This is a genomic window from Streptomyces sp. NPDC090798, from assembly GCF_044768965.1.
GTDB lineage: Bacteria > Actinomycetota > Actinomycetes > Streptomycetales > Streptomycetaceae > Streptomyces.
Window position 1 is genome coordinate 197,623 of record NZ_JBIVXA010000013.1, and the last position, 26,225, is coordinate 223,847.

The window sequence follows — 26,225 nt, forward strand, 5'->3', positions numbered from 1 at the left end:
AATGCCCGAAGCGTCCTGCCGTTCGATGGGTGCGAGGAATACCATGAAGGCATGACGTCCGACTCGTCGCCGCAGCAGCAGCCTTCGCCTCCGGTCGACCTCGATCTGCGCCTCGTGCGGTATTTCACGGTCGTCGCCGAGCACCGGCACTTCGGCCGGGCCGCCACCGCCCTGCGCATCGCCCAGCCGTCCCTGAGCCGGCAGATCCGCCGCCTCGAACAGCAGCTCGGCGCCCGGCTGCTGGACCGTACCCCGCAGGGCAGCCGGCTCACCGAGGCAGGCGAGGTCTTCCTGTCCCAGGCCAAGGCGCTGCTGCGGTCGGCCACTCAGGCCGCGGCGCGCACCCGGGCCGCCGCCCAGCCCAGCCGTGTCACCATCGGCTACACCTCCGGCCTCATCGTCACCCCGGCGGTGCGCGAGATGCGCCGGCTGCACCCGGACGCCGAGGTGGCCGCCCAGCACCTCGTCTGGAACGACGCCCACGCGGCTCTGACCGAGCACCGGGTGGACGTGGCGGTGACCCGCCTCCCGATGCGGACCGACCAGCTCCACGTCACGATCCTCCACGACGAGCCCCGCGTGCTCCTCATCCCCTTCGACCACCGCCTGGCCGGCAAGGAATCCGTGACCCTCGACGACATCGCCGACGAACCCCTGCCCCGGGTGTCCGACGCGGCCTGGAACGCGTTCTGGCGCATCGACCCGCGCCCCGACGGCAGCCGGGCGCCCGACGGTCCGCTCATCGAGGCCCTGGAGGACAAGTTCGAATTCATCGCCTCCGGGCAGGCCGTGGCCATCGTCCCGGCCGACCCGCGCGTCGACAGAATCCGCCCCGACCTCACCACGGTCCCCCTGCACGGCGTCGAACCGAGCCACGTCGTGCTCGCGACCCGCGCCGACGACCGCGGCCGCCTCGTGACGGCCTTCCGCAAGTGCGCCCAGGCCCACCTGACCGGTCCCGAGCCTCAGGGCCAGAGCAGCTCCTTGCGCCAGCCTCCGCCCTCCGATGAGGCTTCCGTACGGCGGTAGACGAGCCGTACGTGCCGACGCCTCGCGTCACCCTGGAAGAACTCCACCTCTTGCGGCCGGAGGCGGTAGAGGGTCCACGTCGGGGCCGGGGCGTCGGGCTCGCGCTGAGCGCGGTCCCAGGCCTCGTCCGAGACCCGCCCCAGCTCCGCTACGGAACCCAGCACTTCACTCTGTCCGCCCACGAGCGCGGCGGCCAGCGCCCCCGTCGAACGGGCGTGCAGATCCGCCTGCCCCTCCTCGGCCGGGGCGACCTCGACCGGCCCCCGCAGCCGGATCTGACGGCCCTGGGCGGCCCAGTAGAACCCCAGAGCCGCGTACGGGCGCGCGGCCAGCTGGCGGCCCTTGCGGCTGCTGACATGGCTCGCGAAGGCCCAGCCGTCCGCGTCCGCGCCGTGCAGCATCACGATCCGGACGTCGGGCAGCCCGTCCTCGTCCGCCGTCGCCAGCGACATCGTGTGCGGTTCGCTCTGCCCCGCCGCGACCGCGTCCGCGAACCACTCCGTGAACAGGGGGAGTGGTTCGGCGGGTGCGGATGCCGGGTCGAAGGAGGGCAGCTCTACGTCCCACACCCGCAGTGACCTGAGCAGCTCGTGAAGATCCGTTCCCATGCCCCGAGTATCACTCGCAGGCCCGGCAAAGCTGCGCCATGAGCACCCCGTGCAGCAGCTCCGCGTCCACGAACTCACCCACCTCCGGTGCGCCGTGCCCCCAGCTCAGCGGGTACGTGTTCCCCTCCGGCGCGGGTACGCCCACGTACTCGTCGTGCGCCGAGCGTGTGAACCGGCGGGCGCCGGGCGGCCAGTCGTGCTCCGTGCCCTCGCCGGGCGCCAGCAGGAAGTACGTCCAGCGGCAGCCGTTGGATTCCCTGACGACCGGTCCGGGGTGACCGTCGGTGAGCGCGACGAGGTGGTGCAGCACGGCTTCCCCGCGTACGCCGCACACCCGGATCGCATCGAAGTGGACCCCGGCGAGGCGTAGTTGAAGCCCGGACCTTGGGACCCAATTCGGGGTGAGTTTGTTCGTCATGACTATGAGCGTGACGGTGGTTGCGTAGCGTGACCAGGAGGACACGGTCCACATTGCTGGTTGTGGGGAGGATGGTGGTCGTTGTGGGGGCGAATGGTGGGGTGTCCATGGGGCGCAGGTTGGTGGGGGAGCTACTGCGTATCCAACGGGGCAGATTGGGGCTGACGCAGAAGGAGGCCGGGGAGTTGTTACTGGTCTCCGAAGGGTGCCTCGGGGCGTACGAGAGGGCGGAACGCATTCCGCCCATCCAGTTCCTCAAGGACGCGGACAACGGGCTGGATGCGAGAGGTGCGCTCGTCGCGTGCATCGAGATGATGGAGGAGGAGAAGTACGCGCCCCTGTTCGTCAACTGGGTGCGGCTCGAACGGCAGGCGCGGGTGATCAGCGCGTACGAGAACATGCTGATCCCAGGGTTGCTGCAGACCCCGGCGTACGCGCAGGCGCTGCATGAGGCGCGCCGACCGGCGTACACCGAGGAGGAGATCGAGGGGCGTGTCACGGCTCGGCTGGAGCGGCAGGAGGTGCTGACGCGCACTCCGCCGCCGTACGTCGGTTACGTGATCGAGGAGTCCGTACTGGAGCGGAGTCTCGGGGGCGAGGAGGTGCTGAAGGAGCAGTTGCTGCACATCCTGGAGTGCAGCCGTCGTCTGACGCAGCACCTCACGGTTCAGGTGATGCCGACCAAGCGGCACTTCCACTCCGGGCTGAACGGGCCGATGCAGCTGATGAGCACGGATGAGGGGCGAAATCTGGTGTACGTAGAGGCATATGGCGGCAGTAAGTTGATCCACAAGCCGGAAGAGACAATTGACCTGTTCGAACTCTTTGGCATCCTGCGGGCCCAAGCCCTCAACCCCTGGGAGTCCGCGGAGCTCATCCAGCAGAAGGTGGGAGAACTGTGAACACGACCGAACTTGCCTGGTTCAAGTCGAGCTACAGCAACGCTGAAGGCGAGGCCTGCCTCGAAATAGCCACCGCCCCCACCACCATCCACATCCGCGACTCGAAGAACCTCACCGGCCCCACCCTCACCATCACCCCCACCACCTGGACCGCCTTCCTCCGTACCGTCCGTTGAGGCGGTCGGCTCACCCCCGCCCCAGCACCACCGTCCCCGACGAGCAGAACCACCCGCCCGTCCCGGAGGCCACCGCCAGTTCGGGAAGGCGTCCGCCCGACTTCCTGACCTGGCGTTCCCCGGCCTCTCCGCGCAGTTGCCGTACGGCCTCCACCAGGAGGAACAGGCCCCGCATCCCCGGATGCTGGGCCGAGAGTCCGCCTCCGTCCGTGTTCACCGGCAGCTCTCCGCCCACCGTCAGGCGCCCCTTCTCCACGAACTGACCGCCCTCGCCCTTCGCACAGAAGCCCAGGTCCTCCAGGGTCACGAGGGTCATGTAGGTGAAGGCGTCGTAGAGCTCGGCCACGTCGATCTCGTCGGGCCGCACCCCCGCCCGCTCGAAGGCGAGGCGTCCGCTCACCGCAGCCGGGGAGACGGTGAAGTCCGGCCACTCGGACATCGTCGTGTGCGAGACGTGCTCGCCGGTGCCGAGGATCCACACCGGGGCCGTACGGCAGTCCCGTACGTACTCCTCGGCCGCCAGCAGCACCGCCGCGCCGCCGTCGGAGCGCAGGCAGCAGTGCAGCTTGGTGAAGGGGTCGGCGATCATCGGGCCGGACAGGACGTCGTCGGTGGTGATCGGGGTGCGGAACATCGCGTCCGGGTTCAGCGCCGCGTTCGCCCGCGCCTGCACGGCCACCGACGCGAGCTGTTCGAGTGTCGTGCCGTACGCGTGCATGTGGCGGCGCGCGGCCATCGCGTACTTGGCGATGAGCGTGTGGCCGTAGGGGACCTCGAACTGGAGAGGGCCCCGGGCGCCGAAGGAGAGGTTGCCGGTGCGGCGGCCCGCCTTGATGTCGGCGCGGGCGGTCGAGCCGTAGACGAGGAGGACGGCGCGGGCGTGGCCCGCCGCGATCGCGTCCGCCGCGTGCGCGGCCATGACCTCCCAGGTGGAGCCGCCGACGGCGGTGGAGTCGACCCAGGTGGGGCGCAGGCCCAGGTACTCGGCCACCTCGACCGGCGGCAGTGTGCCGAGGCCGGCCGAGGCGAATCCGTCGACCAGTGAGCGGTCCATCCCCGCGTCCGCCAGCGCACGCCTGGCGGCCTGGGCGTGCAGGGCGTAGGGCGTCGCGTCGTCCACGCGACCGCAGTCCGAGAGGGAGACACCCACGACGGCGACCTTGCGCTTCCCCGGAGTCATGAATCTGACGGTACATCAGATGCAGCGACGCGCGGGAGGCCGTCGTGGCTCTGGGCATCCGTACCGCACGGCGCTAATGTGACGGACCGTCAGATCGGGAGAAGGGGCCTGCCCATGGACGCCCGTTTCACCGCCGAACAGGACGAGATCCGCCGCACCCTGCGGGAACTCCTGCTCAAGCGCTGCGGTCCGGAGGAGGTGCGGTCGGCCGTGCGCACCGGGGCCGGATACGACACCGGGCTCTGGGAGGCGCTCGCACAGCAGCTCGGACTGGCGGGGCTCGCCCTGCCCACGGCGTACGGCGGGGTCGGCTGCTCGTTCGCCGACCTCGCCCTCGCCTGCGAGGAGTCGGGGCGGGCCCTCGCGCCCTCGCCGCTGCTCGCCACGGCCGCCCTCGCGGCCCCGCTGATCCTCGCCCTCGGCACCGACGCCCAGCGCGCCGGGCTGCTGCCCGGGATCGCGGCCGGTGAGCTGACCGCCGCCCTCGCGGTACCGGGCGCCGGGCTTCCCACCGCGCTCGGCCTGGTCGGCGACAACGCCGGGGACTGGGCGGGCGGCGGCCGGGCCGGGGGAGTGCAGGCCCGGCGGGACGAGGAGGGCGGCTGGCGCCTCTACGGGGAGGTGGAACAGGTCCTCGACGGGCACAGCGCGGGGCTTCTGCTCGTCGCCGCGCACACTGGGGGGTTCGCCCGGGCGCGGACCCGGATCTTCCTGGTGACGAAGGGGGCCCAGGGGCTCGTACGGATGCGGCAGACGTCGTTGGACGAGACACGGACGCAGGGCCGGGTGCAACTGCGCCAGGTACGAGCCGAGTTGCTGGGCGAGGAGGACGGCGACGTGCTCGGCGCGCTCGCTGCCGTCGGGGACAGCGCCGCCGCCCTGCTCGCCGTCGAAGCCGTCGGTGCCGCCGACCGGGCGCTGGAGCGGACCGTCGCCCATGTGCGGCAGCGGGAACAGTTCGGGCGGCCGATCGGGTCCTTCCAGGCGGTGAAGCACCGGCTCGCGGACGTGTACGTGCGGGTGCAGGCGGCGCGCTCCGCCGCGTACTACGCCGCCTGGGCGGCGGGGGCCGGGGGCGAGCGGGTCGGCGGGCTCGCGCTCGCCCAGGGCCTGGAGGCGCTGCGCACGGCCGCCGCCGAGGCGATCCAGCTGCACGGCGGCATCGGCTTCACCTGGGAGCACGAAGCCCAGCTCTACTTCAAGCGCGCGGCCGGCGACGAACTGCTCTTCGGGCCCGTGCACCGGCTGCGGGCGTACGCCGCCGACGCGGCGCGGCTCTTCGACGGAGCGGAGGTGGCGGTCTGATGGCGCCGGGGATCCGGTCGCGGGCGGTCGTACGGAGTGTGCAGAAGGTGTCCTCGACGCGGGCCTTCGCCCGGGTCGCCCCGCACCTCGTCCCGGCCCTCGACCGCGCGGTGCACCGGCTGACACGCGGCAAGGTGCTGCTCAGCGCGCAGCTGCTGCCGGGGATCGTGCTGACCGTGCGGGGCGCCCGCAGCGGGCTGGAGCGGCGTACGCCCCTGGCCTGTATGCCAGAGGGGACGGAGGGGCGAAAGGAGGCGGTCAGCTGGATTCTCGTCGGGTCCAACTTCGGGCGCACCGATCATCCGGCCTGGACCGCCAACCTCCTCGCCCATCCGGACGCCGTCATCAGCCGGCAGGGCGAGGACATCCCGGTGACGGCTCAGCTGCTGGTGGGGGAGGAGCGGGACGCGGTCTGGAAGGCGGTGCTGGCGTTCTGGCCGCCGTACGCCACGTACCAGGCGCGGATCGATCGTGAGATCAGGCTGTTTCGTATCGTGCGCGCGGCGCACAGCACAGCAGGCGGCAGTCCACGAAGTGAACTGCCGCCTGCATGACAGGATGTGGGCCGGGCGGGAGCCCCAGAAGATATGGTCGCGCTACTTGGTCGGCTTCTTCCCGGTCACCCCGAGGTGCACCAACAGCGCCAGGTTCGGCTTGAGTTCGGCCTGCTTGACCCCCCAGGTCTGGAAGCCCTTCTGGTGCGAGGCCACCGCGGCGAGCATCGCGACGAGCGAACCGGCGATCGCCCCGGGGTTCACGTCCTTGTCGACCTTGCCCTTGGACTGGAGCTCGGCGACCGAGTCCGAGAGGGAGTTGTTCACCGAGTTAAGGATCTTCATGCGGATCTTGTAGAAGCGTTTGTCGCCCTCGGCGGCGCCCAGGTCGACCACGCGCAGAATCGCCTCGTTCTTCCGCCAGAACTCCAGGAAACCGTCGACAAGTTCCTGCGCGGTCGCCCAGCCGGCCTTGCCGACCCAGGAGCGCCCTTCGAGGAGCTGGGTCAACCCGGCGCCCTCCGCGGCCATTTGCTCGGCGATCTCCAGAACGGCGCCTTCGACGTCCGGAAAGTACTGGTAGAAAGTCGCCGGCGACGTGCCCGCCTTCCGGGCGACATCAATGACTTTGACGTCCCGGTACGGCGACGAGCTGAGCATTTCACTGAGGCAGTCGAGCAGTTTCTGCCTGGTCGCCTGCCCTCGCCGTCCGGCCACGCGGCCGTCGACGGTACGCACTTGTCCTGTCATGCCGTCAGCTTACCGAGGGGTGATCGGAGCGCGATTCGGCCGACTGCAAATGGGGTGCGTGGGGGAGTGCGGGCGGCGAGTGGGGGCCCTGGGGGATGTCCGGGGGTGTCCGGGCCGTCGCGCGGAGTGGATGAAAGGCCGTTAACTTGGCCGCATGGCCGTATCCCGGGCATCCGACGCAACGCACGCCTACCCAGAGGGCGTCCCCTGCTGGGTCGACGCGCAGCTTCCCGACGTGGAGGCGGGCAGGCGTTTCTACGGTGAGCTGTTCGGCTGGACCTTCGGGGAGGGGTACGGACCGCACGCGGAGGGCGTGTGGGCGCGCCATCACGGGGAGCCCGTCGCCGCCCTCACCCCCAAGCGGGACGGTCGGATGCCCACCGTCTGGACGGTGTCCTTCGCGACCCCGGACGCCGCCGCGCTCGCGGCCCGGATCCAGGCGGCGGGCGGGCAGGTGATCACCGCGCCCACCCCGCTGGGCCCCTACGGTACGACCGCCCTGGCGACCGACCCCGAGGGCGGCGTCTTCGGCCTGTGGCAGGCGGGCACCCACCCCGGTTTCGGCAAGCGGCACGAGCCGGGCTCCTTCTGCTGGGCCGAGCTGTACGCGCGGGACCCGGAAACCGTCGACCGTTTCTACGGCTCCCTGTTCCACGAAGCCCTGTTCGGCCCCGACGCCTCGCCCGACTTCGGCCGCGCCCCGGTCTCCGGTGTCTTTCCGGCCGAGATGCCGCCGCACTTCCTCGTCCACTTCGGAGTGGAGGACGTCGACGCGGTTCTCGGTACGGTGAACCGGCTCGGCGGACGCGTCCAGACGCCCCCTTTCGACACCTCGTACGGAAGGGCGGCCGTCGTCACGGACAATCAAGGGGCGTCGTTCGCCGTACTCCAGGTACGGGGCCGGTGATTTTGTCCCGAGACACCCCGTTCCGCCCCCGGGTTCGCAACCTGTGGCCCGGACAGGAAGAATCGGGGTGCGTGCCGCCATGGCGGTGCGGTGGTGAGACGCTGCACGGGGCTGCGTTCATACGTGGATGACGTGGCTCGTACGGGGAGGTGGCAGGCAAGTGGTGGATCAGCTGACACAGCACGATCCGCGGCGGATCGGGCCGTTCGAGGTGCTGGGACGGCTGGGTGCCGGCGGCATGGGGCTGGTCTATCTCGCGCGCTCGGCTTCGGGCCGGCGCGTGGCGATCAAGACGGTCAGGACCGAGCTCGCCGAGGACCAGCTGTTCCGGGTCCGCTTCACTCGTGAGGTGGAGGCCGCGCGAGCGGTCTCCGGCTTCTACACGGCGGCCGTGGTCGACGCCGACCCGCGCGCGGCCGTGCCGTGGCTGGCCACCGCGTACGTTCCGGCGCCCTCCCTCGAGGAAATAGTGAACGAGTGCGGGCCGATGCCGGCCCAGGCGGTGCGCTGGCTGGCGGCGGGCGTCGCGGAGGCGCTGCAGTCGATCCATGGCGCCGGGCTCGTCCACCGCGACCTGAAGCCCTCGAACGTGCTGGTGGTGGAGGACGGGCCGCGGGTCATCGACTTCGGTATCGCCTCCGGCGTCTCGAACACCCGTTTGACGATGACGAACGTCGCCGTCGGCACCCCGGCCTACATGTCCCCCGAACAGGCGAAGGACTCGCGCAGCGTGACGGGCGCGAGCGATGTCTTCTCCCTCGGCTCGATGCTGGTGTTCGCCGCCACGGGGCACGCGCCCTTCCACGGCGCCAACCCGGTCGAGACCGTCTTCATGCTGCTGCGGGAGGGCCCCGACCTGGAGGGCCTCCCGGACGAGCTGCGCCCCCTCATCGAGTCCTGCATGCAGATGGAGGCGACCGGCCGCCCCAACCCCGCCGACCTCCAGGCCCAGTTGGCACCCCACCTCTTCGGCTCCGGCTCCGACGACAGCGGTACGGCGTCGGCGTGGCTGCCCGAGCGGGCGGTGGGCCTGATCGAGTCACGCCGTGGAGGCCGTCCGGCGCTGAAGCCCCCGTCCTCCGGCGGTCGCAGCGGTGGCGGACGCCCCGCCCTGCCTCCTCCCCCCTCGCACGCTCCCCTGCCCGTCGGGGCGCCCGACACCGGTCCCGTGCGGCTCGCGGGCGGCCAGGTACCCATCGGCCCCGGGCCGCGTGTCGCCGACGCCCGTGCCGCCGCCGTGAAGGCACCTCCTCCGGAGGCGGGCCTCGCCGCCTCCTGGTCGCGCCCGCGCGTTGGCGTCAACGGCGCCGACCCCGCGCCGACGGTCGCTCCGCCGGCCGCACCGGACTCCCCGTCCGGCTGGCGGCCCTGGCGCTTCCGTATGTCGAACGACGTCTGGGGTACGCCCTCGGTCGCGGGCGACCTCGTCTACGTCACCTCCTTCGAAGTCCACGCCCTGGACGTCGCGACCGGCCGCCGCCGCTTCAAGACGCGGGACGTGGCCTGGTCCATGGCCGTCGCGGACGGCCGCATCCACGCCTCCGACGGCCCCACCCTCTTCGCCCTGAACGCGCGGGAGGGCGCGGACCTGTGGCGTCTGTCCACGGACGCCTGGGTGTACTCCCTGAAGGCCGACCGCGGGACCGTCATCACCGGTACGCGCGGGGGCGGCGTGCAGGCATGGGAGGCCTCCAACGGCCAGAAACTCTGGGAGATCACCGGCGCCCAGACCGACTTCGAGTCCCCGGAGGCCGGGCCCGCCGTCCACGACGGCACGGTGTACGTCTGGAAGGACGCCCGGCTGCGCGCCCTGGAGGCCCGTACGGGTGAGGAGCGGTGGTCGTACCCGATCGGCGACGCGGCGTCCTGCGGGGGCGTACCCGTACGGATCACGTCCGCCCCCGACGGCTACGTCTACATCTCCGCGGGCACCCGTGTCCTCGCCGTCGACGTCGCGAGCGGGCACGTCCGCTGGCACTTCGAGGCTCCCGCGGTCTTCCTCTCCCCGCCGACCTTCGTGCCGGGGCCCGCGGTCACGGGAGGCGGCGTCTACCTCGCCGACTACCTCGGCACGGTGTACGCCCTCGACGCGACGGACGGTCGCGACCGCTGGCGCATCGCGACCGAGGCCCGCTCCTCGATCGATCCCGTCCTGGTCGCCGCCGGTCACGTCCACGTCGGCAGCGGCAAGGGGTTGTACACCCTCGACGCGGTCACCGGCACCCCGAAGTGGCGCTTCCAGGCCGGGGGCGACCTCGTGGGCGCGCCCGCGGTCGCCGAGGGCCGCATCCACTTCGGCTCGACGGACCATCTCCTCTACACCCTGAAGGCGGACGACGGCCGGCTCCGCTGGAAGCTGGCGACGGGCGGGGAGATCACCGGTGCGCCGGTGGTCAAGGACGGGGTGGTGTACGCGTGCAGCAAGGACCGGTGCGTGTACGCGCTGGACGCGGAGAAGGGCACGGGCACGGCCCGCACGACGTAGGGCCGACCGGGGCCCCCTGGGGTGCGGTGATTCGTCTGCGGGCCGGTGGGGGCTTGGCGCGCAGTTCCCCGCGCCCCTAAAAGCCTCCAGCCGACCGGCGCCCCACCGCCCCGCAGACTGATCACCGCACCCGGAACCCGTTGGGTCGGCGTGCGGAGAACAGTTCCGTCTGCCGGGCCGGGGGCAGGTTGCCCAGGGAGATGAGGTGCGGCGCCTGGGCGAAGGCGTGGGCGCGAGCTGCCTCGTGGGCCGTCCACAGGGCGCGGACGGTGCCCTGCACTCCTTCGGAGGGGTAGGAGGCGATCACCGTGGCGCAGCGGACGGCGGCCTCCAACGCGCCGCCGGGCGGGGTGAGTTCGGATACCCACCCGATGTCGTACGCCCGCCGCGCGGACATCCGTTCGGCGTTCCCCATGAGTGCCATCCGCGCCGCCTCCCCGTACGGCATCCGGTGCGCCGCGTACACGGACTCGTACGCGCTGACCATGCCGTACGTCGTGTGCGGGTCGAAGAAGGTGGCGCTCTCGTCGGCGACGACGAACTCCGCCTCCCCGAGGAGGTAGAAGGCCCCTCCGCACGCCATCCCCCGCACGGCCGCGACGACCGGCTTCCACAGGTCGTTGGCCTTCGGGCCGATGCGCAGGAGCGGGTCGTCCACCATGTAGGGGGAGGTGGGCTGGGGGGTTTCGGTGGTGCGGTCGAGGCCCGTGGAGAAGGCCCGTTCGCCCGCGCCCGTGAGGACGACGGCCCGTACCGAGTCGTCGAAGCGCAACGCCCGCCAGGCGGCGGAGAGTTCGGACGCCAGTGCCTCGTCGATGGCGTTCAGTTTATCCGGGCGGTCCAGGGTGAGGACCGCGACGCCCGTGTCCTTGTCGGCCGCGATCCGCAGCGCGCCGCCGTTCACGACCGGCCGTCCGCAACCCACTGCGGCAGCCCCTCCCCGCTGAACACCACCCGTACCCGCGCCCCGATCCGGATCCGGTCCGGGGAGAGGGAGTTGAGCGGGGCGCCCGGCGCCGTGACCAGGTTGCCGACCAGGCGGATGTGCGGGGCCTCGGCGAGCTCGACGACGATCACGTTGTACGGGGCCAGCGCCGCGTACGCCGGGAGCAGCGGCGGGTGCGGGACGACGTACGACCAGACGCGGCCCAGTCCGCTCATCCGTCGCCACTCGCTGCCGAAGGACTGGCAGCGGGGACAGCAGGGGCGGGGCGGGAAGCGCAGCTCGCCGCAGTCGGCGCACGCCTGGATCCGTAGCTCGCCCTGGGCGGCGTACCCCCAGAAGGGTGCGCCGTCGTCGTCGAGGACGGGGGTGAGAAGGGGCTCGGTCATCTCGGCTCCTCAGTTCCTCAGCAGGATCGCGGAGGTGGGGACGCCCTCCCCCGCCGTGACCAGGCAGGTGGCGGCGCCGGGGACCTGGGCGGTGCTCGTGCCCCGCAACTGCTTCACGCCCTCGTTGATGAGGTTGAAGCCGTGGACGTACGCCTCGCTGAGTCCGCCCCCGCCGGTGTTGAGGGGCAGCCGGCCCCCGATCTCCAGGGCGCCGCCCTCCGTGTAGGCCGCGCCCTCGCCGCGTCCGCAGAAGCCGTAGCCCTCCAGGGAGAGCGGGACGAGGGGGGTGAAGGCGTCGTAGATCTGGGCCACGTCGACGTCGTCCGGGGTGAAGTCGGCGTGTTTCCACAGGTGCCGGGCGGCGGTCCAGGCGGGGCCGGAGAGCGGGTCGTCGTTCCAGTAGTTGACCATGCCGTGGTGCTGGGCGGGCAGCCCCTGGGCGGCGGAGTGGACGTACACGGGGCGCTGCCGGCAGTCCCGGGCGCGCTCGGCGGACACGATCACGCACGCCAACGCGCCGTCCGTCTCCAGGCAGTTGTCGAAGAGGCAGAGGGGTTCGCTGATCCAGCGGGAGGTCATGTACATCTCGCGGGTCAGCGGGCGCTCGTACATCATCGCGGCGGGGTTCTGGTTGGCGCGGTTGCGGCAGGCGAGGGCGACGTTGAAGAGGTGGTCGCGGGTGGCGCCGTACTCGTGCATGTAGCGGCGGGCCAGCATGCCTATCTCGTCGGCCGGTCTGAGCAGCCCGAAGGGGCGGGTCCACTGGGCCGGAGTGGGGAGTTGGACGGCGGTGTTCTTCCACGGCCTGGGCCCGCTGCCGCGCTTGCGTGACCGCCAGGCCACGCCCACCGTCGCCTGGCCGGTGGCGACGGCGGCGGCGAGGTGCGCGACGGTGGCGCAGGAGCCGCCGCCGCCGTAGCCCACCTTGCTGAAGAAGGTGAGATCGCCGAGGCCGACCGCCTTCGCGACCTCCACCTCGTCGGTCTCCTCCATGGTGAAGGAGGCGAGCCCGTCGACTTCGGAGGGCGCGATTCCGGCGTCGTCGAGGGCGGCGAGGATCGCGCGGCAGGCCAAGGTCTTCTCGGACTCGGGGAGTTGCTTGGCGAAGGGGGTCTGGCCGATGCCGACGACGGCGGTGGCGTCCTTGATCCCCGGCATGGGTGCACCTCCACAGAAGGGCCCGACTGCTGACAGGCCGTCAGGCTACAGCTAATCTGACGGACAGTCAGCTAGCGGGTTCGTGCCTACGGGAGGCGAGAGATGCGCGGAGACCTGGAATGGGGCGGCATCCCGGGGCTGATGCGGTCGGCGGCGACGCGTTTCGCGGACCGCGAGGCCGTCGTCGAGGGCCGTACGCGGATCTCCTACGCCGAGTTGGGCGCCCGAATGGAGCGCGCGGCGGCGGCCTGCCTGGCGAACGGTGTACGGCTCGGCGACCGTGTCGCCATCTGGGCCCCGAACACCCTGGACTGGATCGTCTCCGCCCTCGGCGCGGTGTCGGCGGGCGCCGTGCTCGTCCCGCTGAACACCCGCTTCAAGGGCGCCGAGGCGGCGTACGTGCTGTCCCGGAGCCGCGCGCGGCTGCTGTTCGTGACGGGGACGTTCCTGGGGACGTCGTACGTGGCGTCGCTGCGACGGGCGGCGGGGGAGGGCGCCGGAAACGGCCCCCTCCCCGGGCTCCCGCACCTTGAGCAGGTCGTGGTGCTGGCGGACGACGCCCCCGCCGACTTCCGCACCTGGAAGGACTTCCTGGCGGACGGGGAGGGCGTCGGGGCGGCGGAGGTACGGGAACGGGCGGCCGCCGTACCCGGATCCGCCCCGTCGGACATCGTCTTCACCTCGGGCACGACGGGCCGGCCCAAGGGCGCCGTGATCACGCACGAGCAGAGCCTGCGGGCGTACGAGGTGTGGTGCGAGCTGGCCGGTCTGCGCCGGGAGGACCGCTACCTGATCGTGAACCCCTTCTTCCACACCTTCGGCTACAAGGCCGGGGTGCTCGCCTGTCTGATGCGGGGCGCGACGATGATCCCGCAGCCGGTGTTCGACGTGGACACGGTGCTGGCGAACATCGCGTCCGAGCGGGTCACGGTCCTGCCGGGCCCGCCGACCCTCCACCAGTCCCTCCTCGACCACGCGGCACGGGCGTCGCACGACCTGTCGACGCTGCGTCTGGTGGTCACGGGAGCGGCCGTGGTCCCGCTCCGCCTGGTGGAACGCCTGCGCACCGAACTGGGCGTGGAGACGGTCCTGACGGCGTACGGCCTCTCGGAGGCCAGCGGATTCGTGACGATGTGCCGCCGGGGCGACCCGTCGTCCGTGGTCGCGTCGACCTCGGGCCGGGCCATCCCGGGCGTGGAGGTACGCGTCGAGGCACCGGCGGGAACCCCGGGCGAGGTGCTGGTCCGCGGCTTCAACGTGATGCGGGGCTACTTCGAGGACGCCGAGGAGACCGCCCGCGTCCTGACCCCGGACGGCTGGCTGCGCACCGGCGACGTGGGCGTCCTGGACCCGGCCGGCAACCTCCGCATCACCGACCGCATCAAGGACATGTTCATCGTCGGCGGCTTCAACGCCTACCCCGCCGAGATAGAACAACTCCTCGGCCTCCACCCGGACATCGCGGACGTGGCGGTCATCGGCGTACCGGACGGCCGCCTGGGCGAGGTCGGCAAGGCGTACGTGGTCCGCCGCGCGGGATCCGTCCTCACCTCCGACGACCTCATCGCCTGGTCGCGGCGCGAGATGGCGAACTACAAGGTCCCGAGAGCGGTGGAATTCGTACGGGAACTGCCACGGAACGCGAGCGGGAAGGTGGTGAAGGGGGAGTTGCGGGGACGCTGAGACCCGGGCCGCCTGCCCAGCTGCGATACGACGGGGACGAGGGCCGCGCGGGTCATTCCCGGACGAGGGACTGCCGGGCGACGGCGTGGACGGCGTGGATCTCGTCCATGGCGGCACGCCAGACGGGGGCGTTGCGGTCGATGGTCCGAGCCGCGTGCTCGGCGGCGTGCAGGCGCGCTGCCAGCGCCGGGTCCCTGGCGATCTCCACCGCGACGGCCCACGTCTCGAGGAACTGGACGATCGGCCCGAGCCGGCCCGTGGCCGCGGCGAGCGCGATCGCCTCGTCCTTGTCACGTTCCATCTCGGCGAGCCGGTGGGGCGCGACCCGCGCCAGAGCGCACCGGAGGGCGGCCGGCGTCCGCTCGGGCCGTGCGACGCCGGGCCCGCCGGGCTGGGCGTGCTGTGCGGTCATCATGATCCTCCCCCGGTGAATCGGCCCTGGACACACATCGGCCGCGGCGGCTCCCCCTCCGCGCCGCCGCGGCCGATCCCCGTCGTGATTGGTCAGTTGGACGGTTCGGTTGTCGCGTGCTGGTCCAGCGGCTTGATTTCGCCGCCGGTGGCGTGCTGGTCCAGCGCGATGAGCTCTTCGCCGGTGGCGTGCTGGTCCAGTGCGACGAGCTCCTCACCGGTCGCGTGCTGGTCCTGCGGCTTGACGATGGGCTCGTTCTTCTTTTCGCTCATAGCGGTCAACTCCCCAGTTCTGTTCCAGGCAAGAGGCTTGGGAGCCCGCCCGGCAACTCCCCCGATGGACGCCGGACGGGCACCAATCGGCCGCTCAGATTAACCTCACGGCCTCACTACCGATCCGCCTGCCCCCCGACGCGACGGAACGACAGGAGTGAGCATGTCGGGCGGCGATAAACGTTCGATGAACGCCCCGGCATCCGGCTAGGCGGCGGCGGCCAGGGTCAGCAGGCTGCGCACCTCGTCCGCCTCGGGTGAGCCCAACTCCTCGTGGATCCCCAGGGCTTCTCGCCAGCAGACCTGGGCGCGACCGGTCTGTCCGATGCCGCTGAGGGCGCGACCGAGGACGGTGAGCACGAGCCCCCGTCGCCACTCCCCACCGATGCCCCGCAGCACGGTCAGAGCCATCTCCGCGTTGGAGGCGGCCTGCGCCGGCCGCCGGGCGGCGAGATCGACCTCGGCGAGCCGGAAGAGAGTCATCCCCTCCCAGAGTCGCTGGCGGCTGTCGCGGAAGGTCTCCAGGGCCTCCCCGAGGCTCTCGGCCGCCGAGCCGAGGTCCCCGTTGCGGGTGAGCGCCAAGCCCAGGGCATAGCGCCCGTTCGCGCCCCTGAGGGCGTTCCCCGTGGAGTCGTAGATGTCGATGCCTTGTTGAGCGAGAGTGACGGCGCTGTCGACACGTCCCGTGGCCAGGTGAATGCGGGACAGGTTGCACAGTGCGCTGGCCTCGCCCGGCCGGTTCTTGTTGCTGCGGAAATTCTCGATGGCCGTGGTCAGGTACTGCTCGCCCTCGGCGTGCCGACTCTGGTAGATGGCGATGATGCCGCGGGTGTTGGGGGCCCAGCAGCTGGCGACGGGGTCGTCCGCTTCCTGTGCCATGCGCATGGCTTCGACGGCGGCGGCGTCAGCCTGGTCGAAGCGTCCCGCGACCAGGTGGACGTCGGTGAGCGTGGTCAGCGCACGCCCGGCGGCACGCGCGTCGCCAATGGCACGAGCACGCTCGAGCGCCGCGTTCGCGGCGACCTCGTATTCGCGCGAATTGGCTCCCGACTCGGCAAGATCCTTGGCGGCCCAGAGCAGGTCGACAGCCCTGCGGAGCCGGCTGTCCGCCACGGACTGGCGCACACACGAGAGGAGGGCGTTCGCCTCGGCGTACAACCAGTCGTGCGCCGGATGCCGATCGTCGAACACCAGCCCTGGGTGCTCCGTCGGCTCCAGGTGGTCCACCAGTCGGTCCCCGGGCCGTTCGATCGCGTACACACCGGCAGCCGTGGACAAGTAGAAGTCCAGGAGGCGTGACATCGCCGCGTCGCGTTCGCTCGGGGGCTGTTCGTCGCGTTCCGCGCAGGCGCGGGCGTAGAGGCGTACGAGGTCGTGGTAGCGGTAGCGGCCGGGGGCGGCGGATTCCAGGAGGGAGGTGTCGACGAGGGATTCGAGGAGGTCCTCGGTGTCGTCGATCGGGAGGTCGAGAACGGCGGCCGCGGCGGCGAGGGAGATGTCGGGGCCGTCGGCCAGGCCCAGCAGGCGGAAGGCGCGGGCCTGGGCCGGCTCCAGCTGGCCGTAGCCGAGTTCGAAGGTGGCCTTGACCGCGAGGTCGCCGGCCTGGAGCTCGTCCAGGCGGCGGCGCTCGTCGCCGAGCTTCGCCGCCAGGACCGACACGGTCCAGGTGCGGCGGGCGGCCAGCCGGGAGGCCGCGATGCGGATGGCGAGGGGGAGGAAGCCGCAGGCCGCGACGACATCGAGGGCCGCCTCGCGCTCCGACGCCACCCGCTCCTCGCCGACGATCTTCGTGAAGAGCTGGAGGGCCTCCTCCGGGGACATCACGTCGAGGTCGACCAGGTGGGCGCCCGCCAGGTCCACCATCCGTACCCGGGACGTGACAAGGGCCGCGCAGCCCTCCGTGCCGGGCAGGAGCGGGCGGACCTGGGCCGCGTCGCGGGCGTTGTCCAGGAGGACCAGGACCCGGCGGCCGTCCAGGACCGAGCGGTAGAGCGCCGAGCGCTCCTCCAGGGAGTCGGGGATGGAGGAGTCCGCCGTGCCCAGGGCACGCAGGAACGCGCCGAGAACCGTCTCCGGCTCCGCCGCCCGCTGGCCCGCACCCTGCAGGTCGACGTACAGCTGCCCGTCGGGGAACGCCGTGCGCGCCTGGTGGGCCACGTGCACGGCGAGGGTCGTCTTGCCCACGCCGCCGATGCCCGCGAGCGCCGAGACGGCCATGACCTGGCCCTCGCCCTCGGCGGAGGAGGCGGAGGCCAGGACGTCGCTCAGCTCCTGGACGAAGGACGCGCGGCCCGTGAAGTCCGTGACGGTGGCGGGAAGCTGGGCGGGGCGGACCGGTGCCGCGGTGGGCTCGGCCGCCGGGGCCGAGGGTTCCGCGAGGCCCGGGTCGGCCTGGAGGATCCGCTGCTGGAGCTCCTTCAGGCCCGGGCGCGGGTCCACGCCGAGCTCGTCGGCGAGGAGGCGGCGCGTGTCGGCGTACACGGCGAGCGCCTCGGCCTGCCGCCCGCTGCGGTACAGGGCGAGCATCAGCAGTTCGCGCAGCCGCTCGCGCAGGGGGTGCGCCGCGGTCAGGGCGGTGAGTTCGGAGACCGCCTCCGCGTGGCAGCCCTGCTCCAGGTCCATGTCGAGGCGGGATTCGAGGAGTTGGAGCCGCCACTCCTCCAGGCGCGCCCGCTGTGTCTCCGCGTACGGCCCGGGCACGCTCGCCAGCGGCTCCCCGTCCCACAGGCCCAGCGCCCGGTTCAGCAGGTCGCGGGCGGAGCTCAGGTCTCCGGAGTGCTTGGCCTTCTCGGCGTCGGCGGCGAGTTCCTGGGCCTCGGCGAGGTCGAGGGAGCTGTCGCTCCCGGCCAGCCGGATCGCGTAGCCGCCGGACTCACTGATCAGGACGCCGGGGTCCAGGGCCTTGCGCAGCCGGGAGGCGTACGTCCGCACGGCGGCCAGTGCCTGGGGCGGGGACTCCTCGCCCCACAGGGCGTCGATCAGCTCGCCGGACGTGGCCGTCCGGCCCTCCCGCAGCAGCAGCGCGGCCAGCAGGGCGCGTTGCTGCGGGGACCCCGTGGGCAAGGAATCCTCGCCGCGCCAGGCGCGCACCGGGCCGAGCACGCTGAAGCGCAACGCCGCCGACTCCCCGGCACGTCGCTGCTCCGGCACTCGCGGTACACCGTCCATCGCCGTCCCCCTGCCGAACCGTCAGTGCTACGAGGCCAGTTTGCCTTGTTCATGGCGGATGCGTCAGCCGTGCGAGACAGCGATCACAGGCCCGCACACCGTACAGGCACGGGGAATCACAGGGCTCTCACAACCTCTGCGCACATCTCCGCACAGAGCCGCCCATTCCAGAGGCGCGCGGGGTTGTACGGCGGCGGCGCGGGCGGCGGACGGGGTGTCGATGGGCTGTCGACGGGTTGCCGAAGGGTTGTCGACGGGTGGCCCACGGATAGCTGACGGGTCGTCAGATCGGCGCTACCGTGAGCCGTATGGAGACCACGAGGACCACTGAGGCCGCCCAGGCGTCCACGACCCCGTTCCCGAAGATCATCTCCGTGGACGACCACACCGTGGAGCCACCCGGCGTCTGGCGCGACCGCCTCCCCGCGAAGTACCAGGACACCGGGCCCCGCATCGTCCGCGCGCCGCTGAAGGAGATGACCTTCCTCGGCGGCAGGTTCGCCCCGGTGATGGGCGGGCCCGGCGACGACGGACCCATCGGCGACTGGTGGGTCTACGAGGACCTGCACCGGCCCCTCACCCGCCTCGACACCGCCGTCGGCTACGACAGGGACGAGATACGGCTGGAGATCATCACGTACGAGCAGATGCGCCCCGGCTCGTACGACGTCCCCCAGCGCCTCGCCGACATGGACGTCAACCACGTCCAGTCCGCCCTGTGCTTCCCCACCTTCCCGCGCTTCTGCGGCCAGACCTTCACCGAGGCCAAGGACCGTGAGCTGGGCCTGCTCGGAGTGAAGGCCTACAACGACTGGATGGTGGAGGAGTGGTGCGGCCCGGCGGCCCGCGGCCGGCTCGTCCCGCTCACCCTCGTACCCCTCTGGGACCCGGAACTCGCCGCCGCGGAAGTGCGCCGCAACGCCGCCCGTGGTGTGCGCGCGGTCGCCTTCTCCGAGATCCCGCCCCACCTCGGGCTGCCCTCCGTCCACACCGACGACTGGGACCCCTTCCTCGCCGCCTGTGACGAGACCGGCACGGTCGTCGCCATGCACATCGGCTCCAGTAGCAGGATGCCGTCGACCTCGGCCGACGCGCCGCCCGCCGTCGGCTCCACCATCACCTTCGCCAACTGCTGCTTCTCGATGGTCGACTGGCTGATGAGCGGCAAGTTCGAACGCTTCCCGAACCTCAAGGTCATGTACGCGGAGGGCCAGATCGGCTGGATCCCCTACATCCTGGAGCGCGCCGACGTGGTCTGGGAGGAGAACCGCGGCTGGGGCGGCGTCGCCGACAAGGTCCACCGCCCGCCGTCCGAACTCTTCGCCGACCACGTCTACGGCTGCTTCTTCGACGACGCGTTCGGCCTGAAGAACCTCGACGCCATCGGGGTCCCGAACGTCCTCTACGAGACCGACTACCCCCACTCCGACTCCACCTGGCCCAAGTCCCGCGAGGTCGGCGAGGCCCAGATGGGGCACCTGGACGCGGACGTGGTGGAACGGATCGTCCGGGGCAACGCCATCGAGCTGCTGGGGCTGACGGAGGACGGCCTCTGGGCCGGGCCGGGAGGTCCCCGTTGAACCAGTCCCCGTCGAACCCGGCGCCCTCGGACCCCGCGCCCCTGCTCTACGGGATGCAGCTCCCGATCCAGTCCCAGAGCACGATCTACGCCGAACCCTGGGAGGCGGAGGCCGGCCCCGGCGAGCTCGTCGCCGTCGCCCGCGCCGCCGACCGCGCCGGCTTCGCCTACGTGGCGAGCTGCGACCACGTGGCCGTCCCGCGCCGTCTCGCGGACGCCATGAGCACGATCTGGTACGACCCCGTCGCCACCCTCGCCTACCTCGCGGGCGTGACCGAGCGCGTACGGCTGCTCAGTCATGTCGCGGTCGTCGGGCTGCGGCATCCGCTGGTCACGGCCAAGCAGTACGCGACCCTCGACCACCTCTCCGGCGGCCGGCTGATCCTCGGGGTCGGCGCCGGACATGTGGAGGAGGAGTTCGAGGCGGTGGGCGCCGACTTCGCACGGCGGGGGGCGGTGCTCGACGAGTCCATCGACGCGCTGCGGGCCGCCCTGGGGGCCGACGAGTTCCCCGTGCACCACGGGAAGCTGTACGACTTCGAAGGGCTCGGGCAGCGGCCCAGGCCCGCACAGGAGCGCGTGCCCGTCTGGGTGGGCGGCTCCTCGCCCGCCGCCGTGCGCCGGGCCGCGCTGCGGGGCGACGGCTGGCTGCCGCAGGGGGATCCGCGCGAGCGGCTGCCGGAGCAGATCGCCCGCCTGTACCGGATCAGGGAGGAGGCGGGGATCTCCGCGCCTCTCGTCGTCGGGGCCATCACCGAGCCCCTGTACGTCGGCACGCCCGGCTGGCAGGTCGGGCGGCGCACCGTGAGCGGGGCCCCGGAGGCGGTCGCCGAGTCGCTGCGGGCGTACCGGGCGATGGGGGTGCACCAGATCCAGGTGCGGTTCCGGGCGCGGGGGCTCGCCGAACTCGTCGACCAGATCGCGGCGTTCGGCGCCGACGTCGCGCCCCACCTCAACTAGATCGCGCCGCACCTCACCTAGGGAGTCAGGGCATGGGCAAGCTGGACGGACGCGTCGTCATCGTCACCGGGGCGGCGCGCGGGCAGGGCGAGCAGGAGGCGCGGCTGTTCGCCGCGGAGGGTGCCAGGGTCGTCGTCGCGGACGTGCTCGACGACCGGGGCGAGGACGTGGCCAAGGAGCTGGACGCGCTCTACGTCCACCTCGACGTGGGCCGGGAGGACGACTGGGCGGCGGCCGTCGCCGCGGTGAAGGGCGCGTACGGGCGGATCGACGGGCTGGTCAACAACGCGGGCATCCTGCGCTTCAACGCCCTCGTCGACACCCCGTTGGACGAGTTCCTCCAGGTCGTGCAGGTCAACCAGGTCGGCTGCTTCCTCGGGATCAAGACGGTCGCGGGGGAGATCGCCGCGGCCGGCGGGGGCACGATCGTCAACACCGCCTCGTACACCGCGATGACGGGGATGGCGGCCGTGGGCACGTACACGGCGACCAAGCACGCCATCCTCGGCCTCACCCGCGTCGCCGCCCTGGAGCTGGCGCACCAGCGGATACGGGTCAACGCCATCTGCCCGGGCGCCGTCGACACCCCCATGTCGAACCCGGCCCAGCTCGACCCGACGGCCGATCCCGAGGAGATGACCAGGGCCCTGGACGAGCTGTACAGCAAGCTCGTGCCGCTCGGGCGGGTGGGCAGGCCCGAGGAGGTCGCCCGGCTCGCCCTGTTCCTGACCTCGGAGGACTCCTCGTACATCACCGGGCAGCCGTTCGTGATCGACGGGGGGTGGCTGGCGGGGGTCAGCGTGATCTGACGGTGGTCCGCCGCATTGGCTGACGGTCCGTCAGGTATTGACGCTTCACGGGCACGGTGCGACAGTCGGCGGCAAGCAAATCTGACGGAACGTCAGATACGAATGTGGGGACGGTGAACCTCCTTGGAATTCGGGCTCTTTGTACAGGGATACGTGGGCAAGCGCGCCGAGACCGACCCGCTCGCGGAGCACAAGGCGCTGATGGAGGAGACCGAGTACGTCATCCAGGCGGACAAGTCCGGCTTCAAGTACGCCTGGGCGTCCGAGCACCACTTCCTGGAGGAGTACTCGCACCTCTCGGCGAACGACGTCTACCTCGGCTATCTCGCCCACGCCACGGACCGCATCCACCTCGGCTCGGGCATCTTCAACCCGCTCGCCCAGGTCAACCACCCGGTGAAGGTCGCCGAGAAGGTCGCCATGCTCGACCACCTCAGCGAGAACCGCTTCGAGTTCGGCAGCGGGCGCGGCGCGGGCAGTCACGAGATCCTCGGCTTCCTCCCCGGCATCACCGACATGAACTACACCAAGGAGATCTGGGAAGAGACCATCGCCGAGTTCCCGAAGATGTGGCTCCAGGAGGAGTACGTCGGGTTCCAGGGCAAGCACTGGCAGCTCCCGCCCCGCAAGGTGCTCCCCAAGCCGTACGGGAAGGCGCACCCCGCGATGTGGTACGCCGCCGGGTCGCCGCCCTCGTACGCCATGGCCGCCCGCAAGGGCCTGGGTGTACTCGGCTTCAGCGTGCAGAAGGTCTCCGACATGGAGTGGGTGCTCCAGCAGTACAAGACCGCCATCGTGGACGCCGAGCCCGTCGGGGCCTTCGTCAACGACAACGTGATGGTGACGACCACCGCCATCTGCGCGCCGACGCACGAGGAGGCGATACGGATCGCGGTCGCCGGCGAGCTGCACTACCTGCCCTCACTCGTCTTCCGCTACCACGACACCTTCCCGCGCCCCGAGGGCTTCCCCGTCTGGCCGGAGACGCTCCCCGAGTACAACGCCGAGTTCGTCGAACTCCTCATCGAGGAGGAGCTGTTGATCTGCGGCGACCCGGACGAGGTGCTCACCCAGTGCAAGCGCTGGGAGCAGGCGGGCGCCGACCAGCTCTCCTTCGGCCTGCCGGTCGGGGTCCCGAAGGAGGAGACCCTGCAGACGATCCGGCTGATCGGCGAGCACGTGATCCCGAAGATCGACACGGATCCGGTGCACCGGACGACCCGTTTCCGCCAAGCGGTCTGAGGAGGGTGCGGCCATGCTCGACCACGTCATCAAGGGCGCGACCGTCGTGGACGGCACGGGCGCGCCCGGCTACACCGCGGACGTCGCCGTCCGCGACGGCCGTATCGCCGCGATCGGCACGGTCACGGAGGCGTCCCGCACGAGCGAGGACGCCTCCGGTCTCGTCCTCGCCCCCGGATTCGTCGACCCGCACACGCACTACGACGCCCAGCTCTTCTGGGACCCCTACGCCACCCCGTCCCTGAACCACGGGGTGACGACGGTCGCGGGCGGCAACTGCGGCTTCACCCTCGCCCCGCTGAACCCGGCGCGGCCCGAGGACGCCGACTACACGCGCCGCATGATGTCCAAGGTCGAGGGGATGTCGCTGGTCGCCCTGGAGGAGGGGGCGCCCTGGAACTGGCACAGCTTCGGCGACTACCTCGACGCCCTGGAGGGGCGGATCGCCGTCAACGCGGGCTTCATGGTGGGCCACTGCGCGCTGCGGCGGTACGTCATGGGCGCGGACGCGGTGGGCGGGCAGCCGACCGGGGAGCAGCTGGAGCAGATGCTCGCCCTCTTCCACGAGGCGATGGACGCCGGCGCCTGGGGCCTGTCCACCACCCAGTCCTCCACCCACTCCGACGGCGACGGGAAACCGGTCGCCTCCCGGCACGCGAAGCCCGCGGAGTTGCTGGCTTTGAGCAGGGCCGTCGGCGAGCACGAGGGCACCCAGATCGAGGCGATCGTCGCCGGCTGCCTCGACCAGTTCAGCGATGACGAGATCGACCTCTTCGTCGAGATGAGCGCGGCGGCGGGCCGCCCGCTCAACTGGAACGTGCTGACCGTCGACGCCGCCGTCCCCGAGCGTGTACCGAGGCAACTGGTCGCGAGCGAACGGGCGCGGAAGGCGGGCGGCCGGGTGGTGGCCCTCACCATGCCGATCCTCACGCCCATGAACATGTCCCTGGGCACGTTCTGCGCGCTGAACCTGATCCCCGGGTGGGGCCCGATCCTCGCCCTGCCCGTCCCGGAGCGCATCGCACGGCTGCGGGACCCCTCCGTGCGGGCCGAGATGCTGGCCCGGGCGAACAGCAAGGAGGCGGGTGTCTTCCGCCGCCTCGCCAACTTCGGCCGGTACGTCATCGGGGACACCTACAGCCCGGCGAACGACGGCCTCACCGGGCAGGTCGTGAAGGACATCGCGGCCCGGCGCCACCAGGAGCCCTTCGAGTGCCTCGTCGAGATCTGCGCACACGACGACCTGCGGACGGTGCTGTGGCCCATGCCCACCGACAACGACTCCGACTCCTGGACGCTGCGCGCCGAGACCTGGCAGCACCCGGACGTCATGCTCGGCGGCTCGGACGCGGGCGCCCATCTGGACCGCATGTGCGGGGCCCCGTACACGACCCGGTTCCTCGGGGACTGTCTGCGCGGGCGGAGGCTGACCACGCTGGAGGCGGCCGTGAAGATGCTCACGGACGACCCGGCGCGGCTCTTCGGACTGAGGGAACGCGGGCGGATCGCGGAGGGCTTCCATGCGGACCTCGTGCTGTTCGACCCGGAGCGCATCGACGCCGGCAAGGCCACCCTGGTGCACGACCTGCCGGGAGACAGCCCGCGACTCGACTCCAAGGCGATCGGCATCACGGCGGTCTGGGTCAACGGGGTCGAGTCGATCCGGGGGGACGTGGTGACGGGCGCCGTCCCCGGGAAGGTGCTCCGCTCCGGGCGGGACACGCAGACGGTGAGCACGCGGTGACCGAGGTGCGGGGGGCGGGTGACGAGCAGCGGCTGTTCATCGGCGGCTCCTGGGTGGAGCCCGACGACGGGCACTACGCGGTGATCGACCCGGCGACGGAGGGTGTCGTCGGGATGGCGCCGGAGGCCTCGCGGGGGCAGGTGCACGCGGCCGCCGCCGCGGCCCGGGAGGCCTTCGGCCCGTGGTCGCGGACGCCTCCCGAGGAACGCGCGGCGCTCCTCGGCCGGGCGGCGGACGTCATCCGGCGCAACTTCCTCTCCTACGCCGATCTCGCCCAGGCCGAGAGCGGTGCCACGACCGGGACCGCGCGCGGGATGCAGGTGGGGGTGGGCGCGGCCCGTTTCCGGCGCTACGCGCGCGTGGAGCCCGTCGAGCAGCCGCTGCCGCCGCAGATCAACGAGGCCGGGCCGTTCGGGAAGGCGGCGGTCATGGGCGCCCTCGCCGTGCGCCAGCCGGTCGGCGTGGTCACCTGCGTCACTTCCTACAACAACCCCTGGGCCAACCCGGCCGGGAAGATCGCCCCCGCGCTGGCCATGGGCAACACGGTGGTCGTGAAGCCCGCCCCGCAGGACCCGCTCTCCGTGTACCGGATGGCTCAGGCCCTGGAGGCGGCGGGCGTACCGGCGGGTGTCGTGAACGTGGTGAGCGGTTCGCGCGCGGAGGTCGGCGAGGCGGCCGTGGACTGCGAGGACGTGGACATGGTCAGCTTCACCGGCTCGACGGCGGTGGGGCAGCGCATCGCCGAGGTGTGCGGGCGCGGGATGAAACGTCAGCTGATGGAGCTGGGCGGGAAGGGCGCGGCGGTCGTCTTCGACGACGCGGACGTCGAGTCGGCGGTGCTCGGCATCGGCACGACGTTCTCCTTCTACAGCGGCCAGATCTGCACGGCGCCGACGAGGGTGATCGCACAGCGGGGTGTCCACGACCGCCTGGTCGAGCAACTGGCCGCGTACGCCGAGCGGTTGACGGTCGGGGACCCGCGGGAGCCGGGGACGGTCGTCGGGCCGGTCATCTCGGCGGCCCACCGGGACCGGGTCGAGGCCTACGTCGAACTCGGCCGCAAGGAGGGCGCGCGGATCGTCACGGGCGGCACGCGCCCCCCGTACGACCGCGGCTTCTACGTCGCCCCGACTCTCCTCGCGGACTGCACCCCCGACATGCGGGTGGTCCGGGAGGAGATCTTCGGGCCCGTCGTCGTGGTCGTCCCCTTCGACGACGAGGAGGAGGGCATCGCTCTCGCCAACGACAGCGACTACGGCCTGATCGACTACGTCTGGTCGGGCGACGTCGCCCGCGCCTTCCGCGTCGCCCGCGCGCTGCGGGCGGGCGGGGTGGGCGTCAACACCGTCGGCCGCAACATGGAGGCACCGTTCGGCGGCTTCAAGAAGAGCGGGGTGGGGCGGGACGTGGGGTCGTACGCACTGCATGCGTACAGCGAGGTGCAGGCGATCGTGTGGCCGTCGGGGAGCTAGGCAGACAGGGCCCAGGGCCTGTCCGGGGGCCGGCAGGGCGTGTCATCCGGGCGGGGGTGTCGAACCGGTCCGGCATGGCGCCGGGGCCCGCGGCGCCGCGCGGCGGATGCAGTTGCCAGCGACGGTCGGCATGGACGCCC

At 71.8% G+C, this 26,225-nt stretch carries 24 protein-coding genes; 14 read left to right on the forward strand and 10 right to left on the reverse strand.

The features are described 5' to 3' along the window. Positions 1–51: 51 nt before the first annotated feature. Positions 52–1,029: a LysR family transcriptional regulator gene (locus ACIQTP_RS27870; RefSeq protein WP_403404534.1), complete on the forward strand. Its 978-nt coding sequence runs from the start codon at positions 52–54 to the stop codon at positions 1,027–1,029. Here the strand turns inward: ACIQTP_RS27870 and ACIQTP_RS27875 are convergent. Continuing rightward, on the reverse strand, positions 966–1,637 hold the full coding sequence (locus tag ACIQTP_RS27875) for a pyridoxal 5'-phosphate synthase (RefSeq protein ID WP_403404537.1): 672 nt from the start codon (positions 1,635–1,637) through the stop codon (positions 966–968). The genes ACIQTP_RS27870 and ACIQTP_RS27875 overlap by 64 nt on opposite strands. Before the next feature lie 10 nt (positions 1,638–1,647). Further along, positions 1,648–2,055, reverse strand: a complete 408-nt coding sequence (locus tag ACIQTP_RS27880; protein WP_403404540.1) for a hypothetical protein — start codon at positions 2,053–2,055, stop codon at positions 1,648–1,650. A gap of 107 nt (positions 2,056–2,162) precedes the next feature. Here ACIQTP_RS27880 and ACIQTP_RS27885 point away from each other — a divergent pair, with 107 nt between their 5' ends. Together ACIQTP_RS27885 and ACIQTP_RS27890 are read left to right on the forward strand one after the other, a co-directional pair. Continuing rightward, positions 2,163–2,957 carry a helix-turn-helix domain-containing protein gene (locus ACIQTP_RS27885; protein WP_403404543.1) on the forward strand — a complete coding sequence of 265 codons (795 nt, stop codon included), beginning with the start codon at positions 2,163–2,165 and terminating at the stop codon, positions 2,955–2,957. Then, positions 2,954–3,133, forward strand: a complete 180-nt coding sequence (locus ACIQTP_RS27890) for a DUF397 domain-containing protein (protein WP_403404546.1) — start codon at positions 2,954–2,956, stop codon at positions 3,131–3,133. The genes ACIQTP_RS27885 and ACIQTP_RS27890 overlap by 4 nt, the downstream gene beginning before the upstream one ends. A gap of 10 nt (positions 3,134–3,143) precedes the next feature. Here ACIQTP_RS27890 and ACIQTP_RS27895 read toward each other — a convergent pair whose 3' ends face one another. Next, positions 3,144–4,313 (reverse strand): thiolase C-terminal domain-containing protein, encoded by a 1,170-nt coding sequence (locus ACIQTP_RS27895; protein WP_403404548.1) that lies wholly within the window; start codon positions 4,311–4,313, stop codon positions 3,144–3,146. Positions 4,314–4,427: 114 nt separating this feature from the next. On the opposite strand from ACIQTP_RS27895, the gene ACIQTP_RS27900 reads away from it, so the two are divergent. Together ACIQTP_RS27900 and ACIQTP_RS27905 are read left to right on the forward strand one after the other, a co-directional pair. Further along, on the forward strand, positions 4,428–5,618 hold the full coding sequence (locus ACIQTP_RS27900; protein WP_403404551.1) for an acyl-CoA dehydrogenase family protein: 1,191 nt from the start codon (positions 4,428–4,430) through the stop codon (positions 5,616–5,618). Continuing rightward, on the forward strand, positions 5,618–6,172 hold the full coding sequence (locus ACIQTP_RS27905; RefSeq protein WP_403404554.1) for a nitroreductase family deazaflavin-dependent oxidoreductase: 555 nt from the start codon (positions 5,618–5,620) through the stop codon (positions 6,170–6,172). The genes ACIQTP_RS27900 and ACIQTP_RS27905 overlap by 1 nt, the downstream gene beginning before the upstream one ends. A gap of 42 nt (positions 6,173–6,214) precedes the next feature. Here ACIQTP_RS27905 and ACIQTP_RS27910 read toward each other — a convergent pair whose 3' ends face one another. Beyond that, a complete protein-coding gene (locus ACIQTP_RS27910) occupies positions 6,215–6,850 on the reverse strand; it encodes a TetR family transcriptional regulator (protein ID WP_101404450.1) in 636 nt (211 codons plus the stop codon). Positions 6,851–7,016: 166 nt separating this feature from the next. Between ACIQTP_RS27910 and ACIQTP_RS27915 the strand changes: the two genes are divergently transcribed. After that, positions 7,017–7,769 (forward strand): VOC family protein, encoded by a 753-nt coding sequence (locus tag ACIQTP_RS27915; protein ID WP_403404557.1) that lies wholly within the window; start codon positions 7,017–7,019, stop codon positions 7,767–7,769. A 160-nt stretch (positions 7,770–7,929) separates the two neighbouring features. Further along, on the forward strand, positions 7,930–10,254 hold the full coding sequence (locus ACIQTP_RS27920) for a PQQ-binding-like beta-propeller repeat protein (RefSeq protein ID WP_403404559.1): 2,325 nt from the start codon (positions 7,930–7,932) through the stop codon (positions 10,252–10,254). Between the two features lie 121 nt (positions 10,255–10,375). Here ACIQTP_RS27920 and ACIQTP_RS27925 read toward each other — a convergent pair whose 3' ends face one another. Genes ACIQTP_RS27925 through ACIQTP_RS27935 form a run of 3 tightly spaced genes read right to left on the reverse strand, consistent with a single transcriptional unit; the run spans position 10,376 to position 12,744 of the window. Continuing rightward, entirely contained in the window at positions 10,376–11,158 is a 783-nt protein-coding gene (locus ACIQTP_RS27925; protein ID WP_403404562.1) for an enoyl-CoA hydratase/isomerase family protein, read from the reverse strand. After that, a complete protein-coding gene (locus tag ACIQTP_RS27930; protein ID WP_403404565.1) occupies positions 11,155–11,586 on the reverse strand; it encodes a Zn-ribbon domain-containing OB-fold protein in 432 nt (143 codons plus the stop codon). Before ACIQTP_RS27930 ends, ACIQTP_RS27925 begins: the two co-directional genes overlap by 4 nt. Before the next feature lie 9 nt (positions 11,587–11,595). Beyond that, on the reverse strand, positions 11,596–12,744 hold the full coding sequence (locus tag ACIQTP_RS27935; RefSeq protein WP_403404568.1) for a lipid-transfer protein: 1,149 nt from the start codon (positions 12,742–12,744) through the stop codon (positions 11,596–11,598). Positions 12,745–12,846: 102 nt separating this feature from the next. Between ACIQTP_RS27935 and ACIQTP_RS27940 the strand changes: the two genes are divergently transcribed. Then, on the forward strand, positions 12,847–14,427 hold the full coding sequence (locus ACIQTP_RS27940; RefSeq protein ID WP_403404571.1) for a FadD3 family acyl-CoA ligase: 1,581 nt from the start codon (positions 12,847–12,849) through the stop codon (positions 14,425–14,427). Between the two features lie 52 nt (positions 14,428–14,479). On the opposite strand, the gene ACIQTP_RS27945 is transcribed toward ACIQTP_RS27940, so the two are convergent. The 3 genes from ACIQTP_RS27945 to ACIQTP_RS27955 form a co-directional block, all read right to left on the reverse strand. After that, a complete protein-coding gene (locus ACIQTP_RS27945; RefSeq protein ID WP_403404572.1) occupies positions 14,480–14,842 on the reverse strand; it encodes a hypothetical protein in 363 nt (120 codons plus the stop codon). An 89-nt stretch (positions 14,843–14,931) separates the two neighbouring features. Continuing rightward, positions 14,932–15,111, reverse strand: coding sequence for a hypothetical protein (locus tag ACIQTP_RS27950; RefSeq protein ID WP_402044410.1), 180 nt, complete (start codon positions 15,109–15,111; stop codon positions 14,932–14,934). 207 nt (positions 15,112–15,318) lie between these two features. Further along, positions 15,319–18,279 carry an AfsR/SARP family transcriptional regulator gene (locus tag ACIQTP_RS27955; RefSeq protein WP_403404575.1) on the reverse strand — a complete coding sequence of 987 codons (2,961 nt, stop codon included), beginning with the start codon at positions 18,277–18,279 and terminating at the stop codon, positions 15,319–15,321. A 308-nt stretch (positions 18,280–18,587) separates the two neighbouring features. Here ACIQTP_RS27955 and ACIQTP_RS27960 point away from each other — a divergent pair, with 308 nt between their 5' ends. The 6 genes from ACIQTP_RS27960 (at position 18,588) to ACIQTP_RS27985 (ending at position 26,085) form a co-directional block, all read left to right on the forward strand. After that, positions 18,588–19,859: an amidohydrolase family protein gene (locus ACIQTP_RS27960; protein WP_403404577.1), complete on the forward strand. Its 1,272-nt coding sequence runs from the start codon at positions 18,588–18,590 to the stop codon at positions 19,857–19,859. Between the two features lie 53 nt (positions 19,860–19,912). After that, a complete protein-coding gene (locus ACIQTP_RS27965; protein WP_402044908.1) occupies positions 19,913–20,818 on the forward strand; it encodes a TIGR03619 family F420-dependent LLM class oxidoreductase in 906 nt (301 codons plus the stop codon). Between the two features lie 32 nt (positions 20,819–20,850). Beyond that, on the forward strand, positions 20,851–21,627 hold the full coding sequence (locus tag ACIQTP_RS27970; RefSeq protein ID WP_403404580.1) for an SDR family NAD(P)-dependent oxidoreductase: 777 nt from the start codon (positions 20,851–20,853) through the stop codon (positions 21,625–21,627). 123 nt (positions 21,628–21,750) lie between these two features. Continuing rightward, entirely contained in the window at positions 21,751–22,869 is a 1,119-nt protein-coding gene (locus ACIQTP_RS27975) for an LLM class flavin-dependent oxidoreductase (protein WP_079065185.1), read from the forward strand. Between the two features lie 13 nt (positions 22,870–22,882). Continuing rightward, positions 22,883–24,613 carry an amidohydrolase family protein gene (locus tag ACIQTP_RS27980; protein ID WP_403404582.1) on the forward strand — a complete coding sequence of 577 codons (1,731 nt, stop codon included), beginning with the start codon at positions 22,883–22,885 and terminating at the stop codon, positions 24,611–24,613. 5 nt (positions 24,614–24,618) lie between these two features. Continuing rightward, positions 24,619–26,085 carry an aldehyde dehydrogenase family protein gene (locus ACIQTP_RS27985; RefSeq protein ID WP_403404659.1) on the forward strand — a complete coding sequence of 489 codons (1,467 nt, stop codon included), beginning with the start codon at positions 24,619–24,621 and terminating at the stop codon, positions 26,083–26,085. Positions 26,086–26,225 lie beyond the last annotated feature (140 nt).

Bases quoted from the DNA above. Each gene is read 5' to 3' on its own strand.
- ACIQTP_RS27935 (WP_403404568.1), bottom strand. From the start codon at position 12,744: ATGCCGGGGATCAAGGACGCCACCGCCGTCGTCGGCATCGGCCAGACC.
- ACIQTP_RS27905 (WP_403404554.1), top strand. From the start codon at position 5,618: ATGGCGCCGGGGATCCGGTCGCGGGCGGTCGTACGGAGTGTGCAGAAG.
- ACIQTP_RS27930 (WP_403404565.1), bottom strand. From the start codon at position 11,586: ATGACCGAGCCCCTTCTCACCCCCGTCCTCGACGACGACGGCGCACCC.
- ACIQTP_RS27965 (WP_402044908.1), top strand. From the start codon at position 19,913: ATGCAGCTCCCGATCCAGTCCCAGAGCACGATCTACGCCGAACCCTGG.
- ACIQTP_RS27880 (WP_403404540.1), bottom strand. From the start codon at position 2,055: ATGACGAACAAACTCACCCCGAATTGGGTCCCAAGGTCCGGGCTTCAA.
- ACIQTP_RS27960 (WP_403404577.1), top strand. From the start codon at position 18,588: ATGGAGACCACGAGGACCACTGAGGCCGCCCAGGCGTCCACGACCCCG.
- ACIQTP_RS27950 (WP_402044410.1), bottom strand. From the start codon at position 15,111: ATGAGCGAAAAGAAGAACGAGCCCATCGTCAAGCCGCAGGACCAGCAC.
- ACIQTP_RS27945 (WP_403404572.1), bottom strand. From the start codon at position 14,842: ATGATGACCGCACAGCACGCCCAGCCCGGCGGGCCCGGCGTCGCACGG.
- ACIQTP_RS27980 (WP_403404582.1), top strand. From the start codon at position 22,883: ATGCTCGACCACGTCATCAAGGGCGCGACCGTCGTGGACGGCACGGGC.
- ACIQTP_RS27900 (WP_403404551.1), top strand. From the start codon at position 4,428: ATGGACGCCCGTTTCACCGCCGAACAGGACGAGATCCGCCGCACCCTG.
- ACIQTP_RS27970 (WP_403404580.1), top strand. From the start codon at position 20,851: ATGGGCAAGCTGGACGGACGCGTCGTCATCGTCACCGGGGCGGCGCGC.
- ACIQTP_RS27875 (WP_403404537.1), bottom strand. From the start codon at position 1,637: ATGGGAACGGATCTTCACGAGCTGCTCAGGTCACTGCGGGTGTGGGAC.
- ACIQTP_RS27885 (WP_403404543.1), top strand. From the start codon at position 2,163: ATGGGGCGCAGGTTGGTGGGGGAGCTACTGCGTATCCAACGGGGCAGA.
- ACIQTP_RS27870 (WP_403404534.1), top strand. From the start codon at position 52: ATGACGTCCGACTCGTCGCCGCAGCAGCAGCCTTCGCCTCCGGTCGAC.
- ACIQTP_RS27915 (WP_403404557.1), top strand. From the start codon at position 7,017: ATGGCCGTATCCCGGGCATCCGACGCAACGCACGCCTACCCAGAGGGC.
- ACIQTP_RS27955 (WP_403404575.1), bottom strand. From the start codon at position 18,279: ATGGACGGTGTACCGCGAGTGCCGGAGCAGCGACGTGCCGGGGAGTCG.
- ACIQTP_RS27895 (WP_403404548.1), bottom strand. From the start codon at position 4,313: ATGACTCCGGGGAAGCGCAAGGTCGCCGTCGTGGGTGTCTCCCTCTCG.
- ACIQTP_RS27940 (WP_403404571.1), top strand. From the start codon at position 12,847: ATGCGCGGAGACCTGGAATGGGGCGGCATCCCGGGGCTGATGCGGTCG.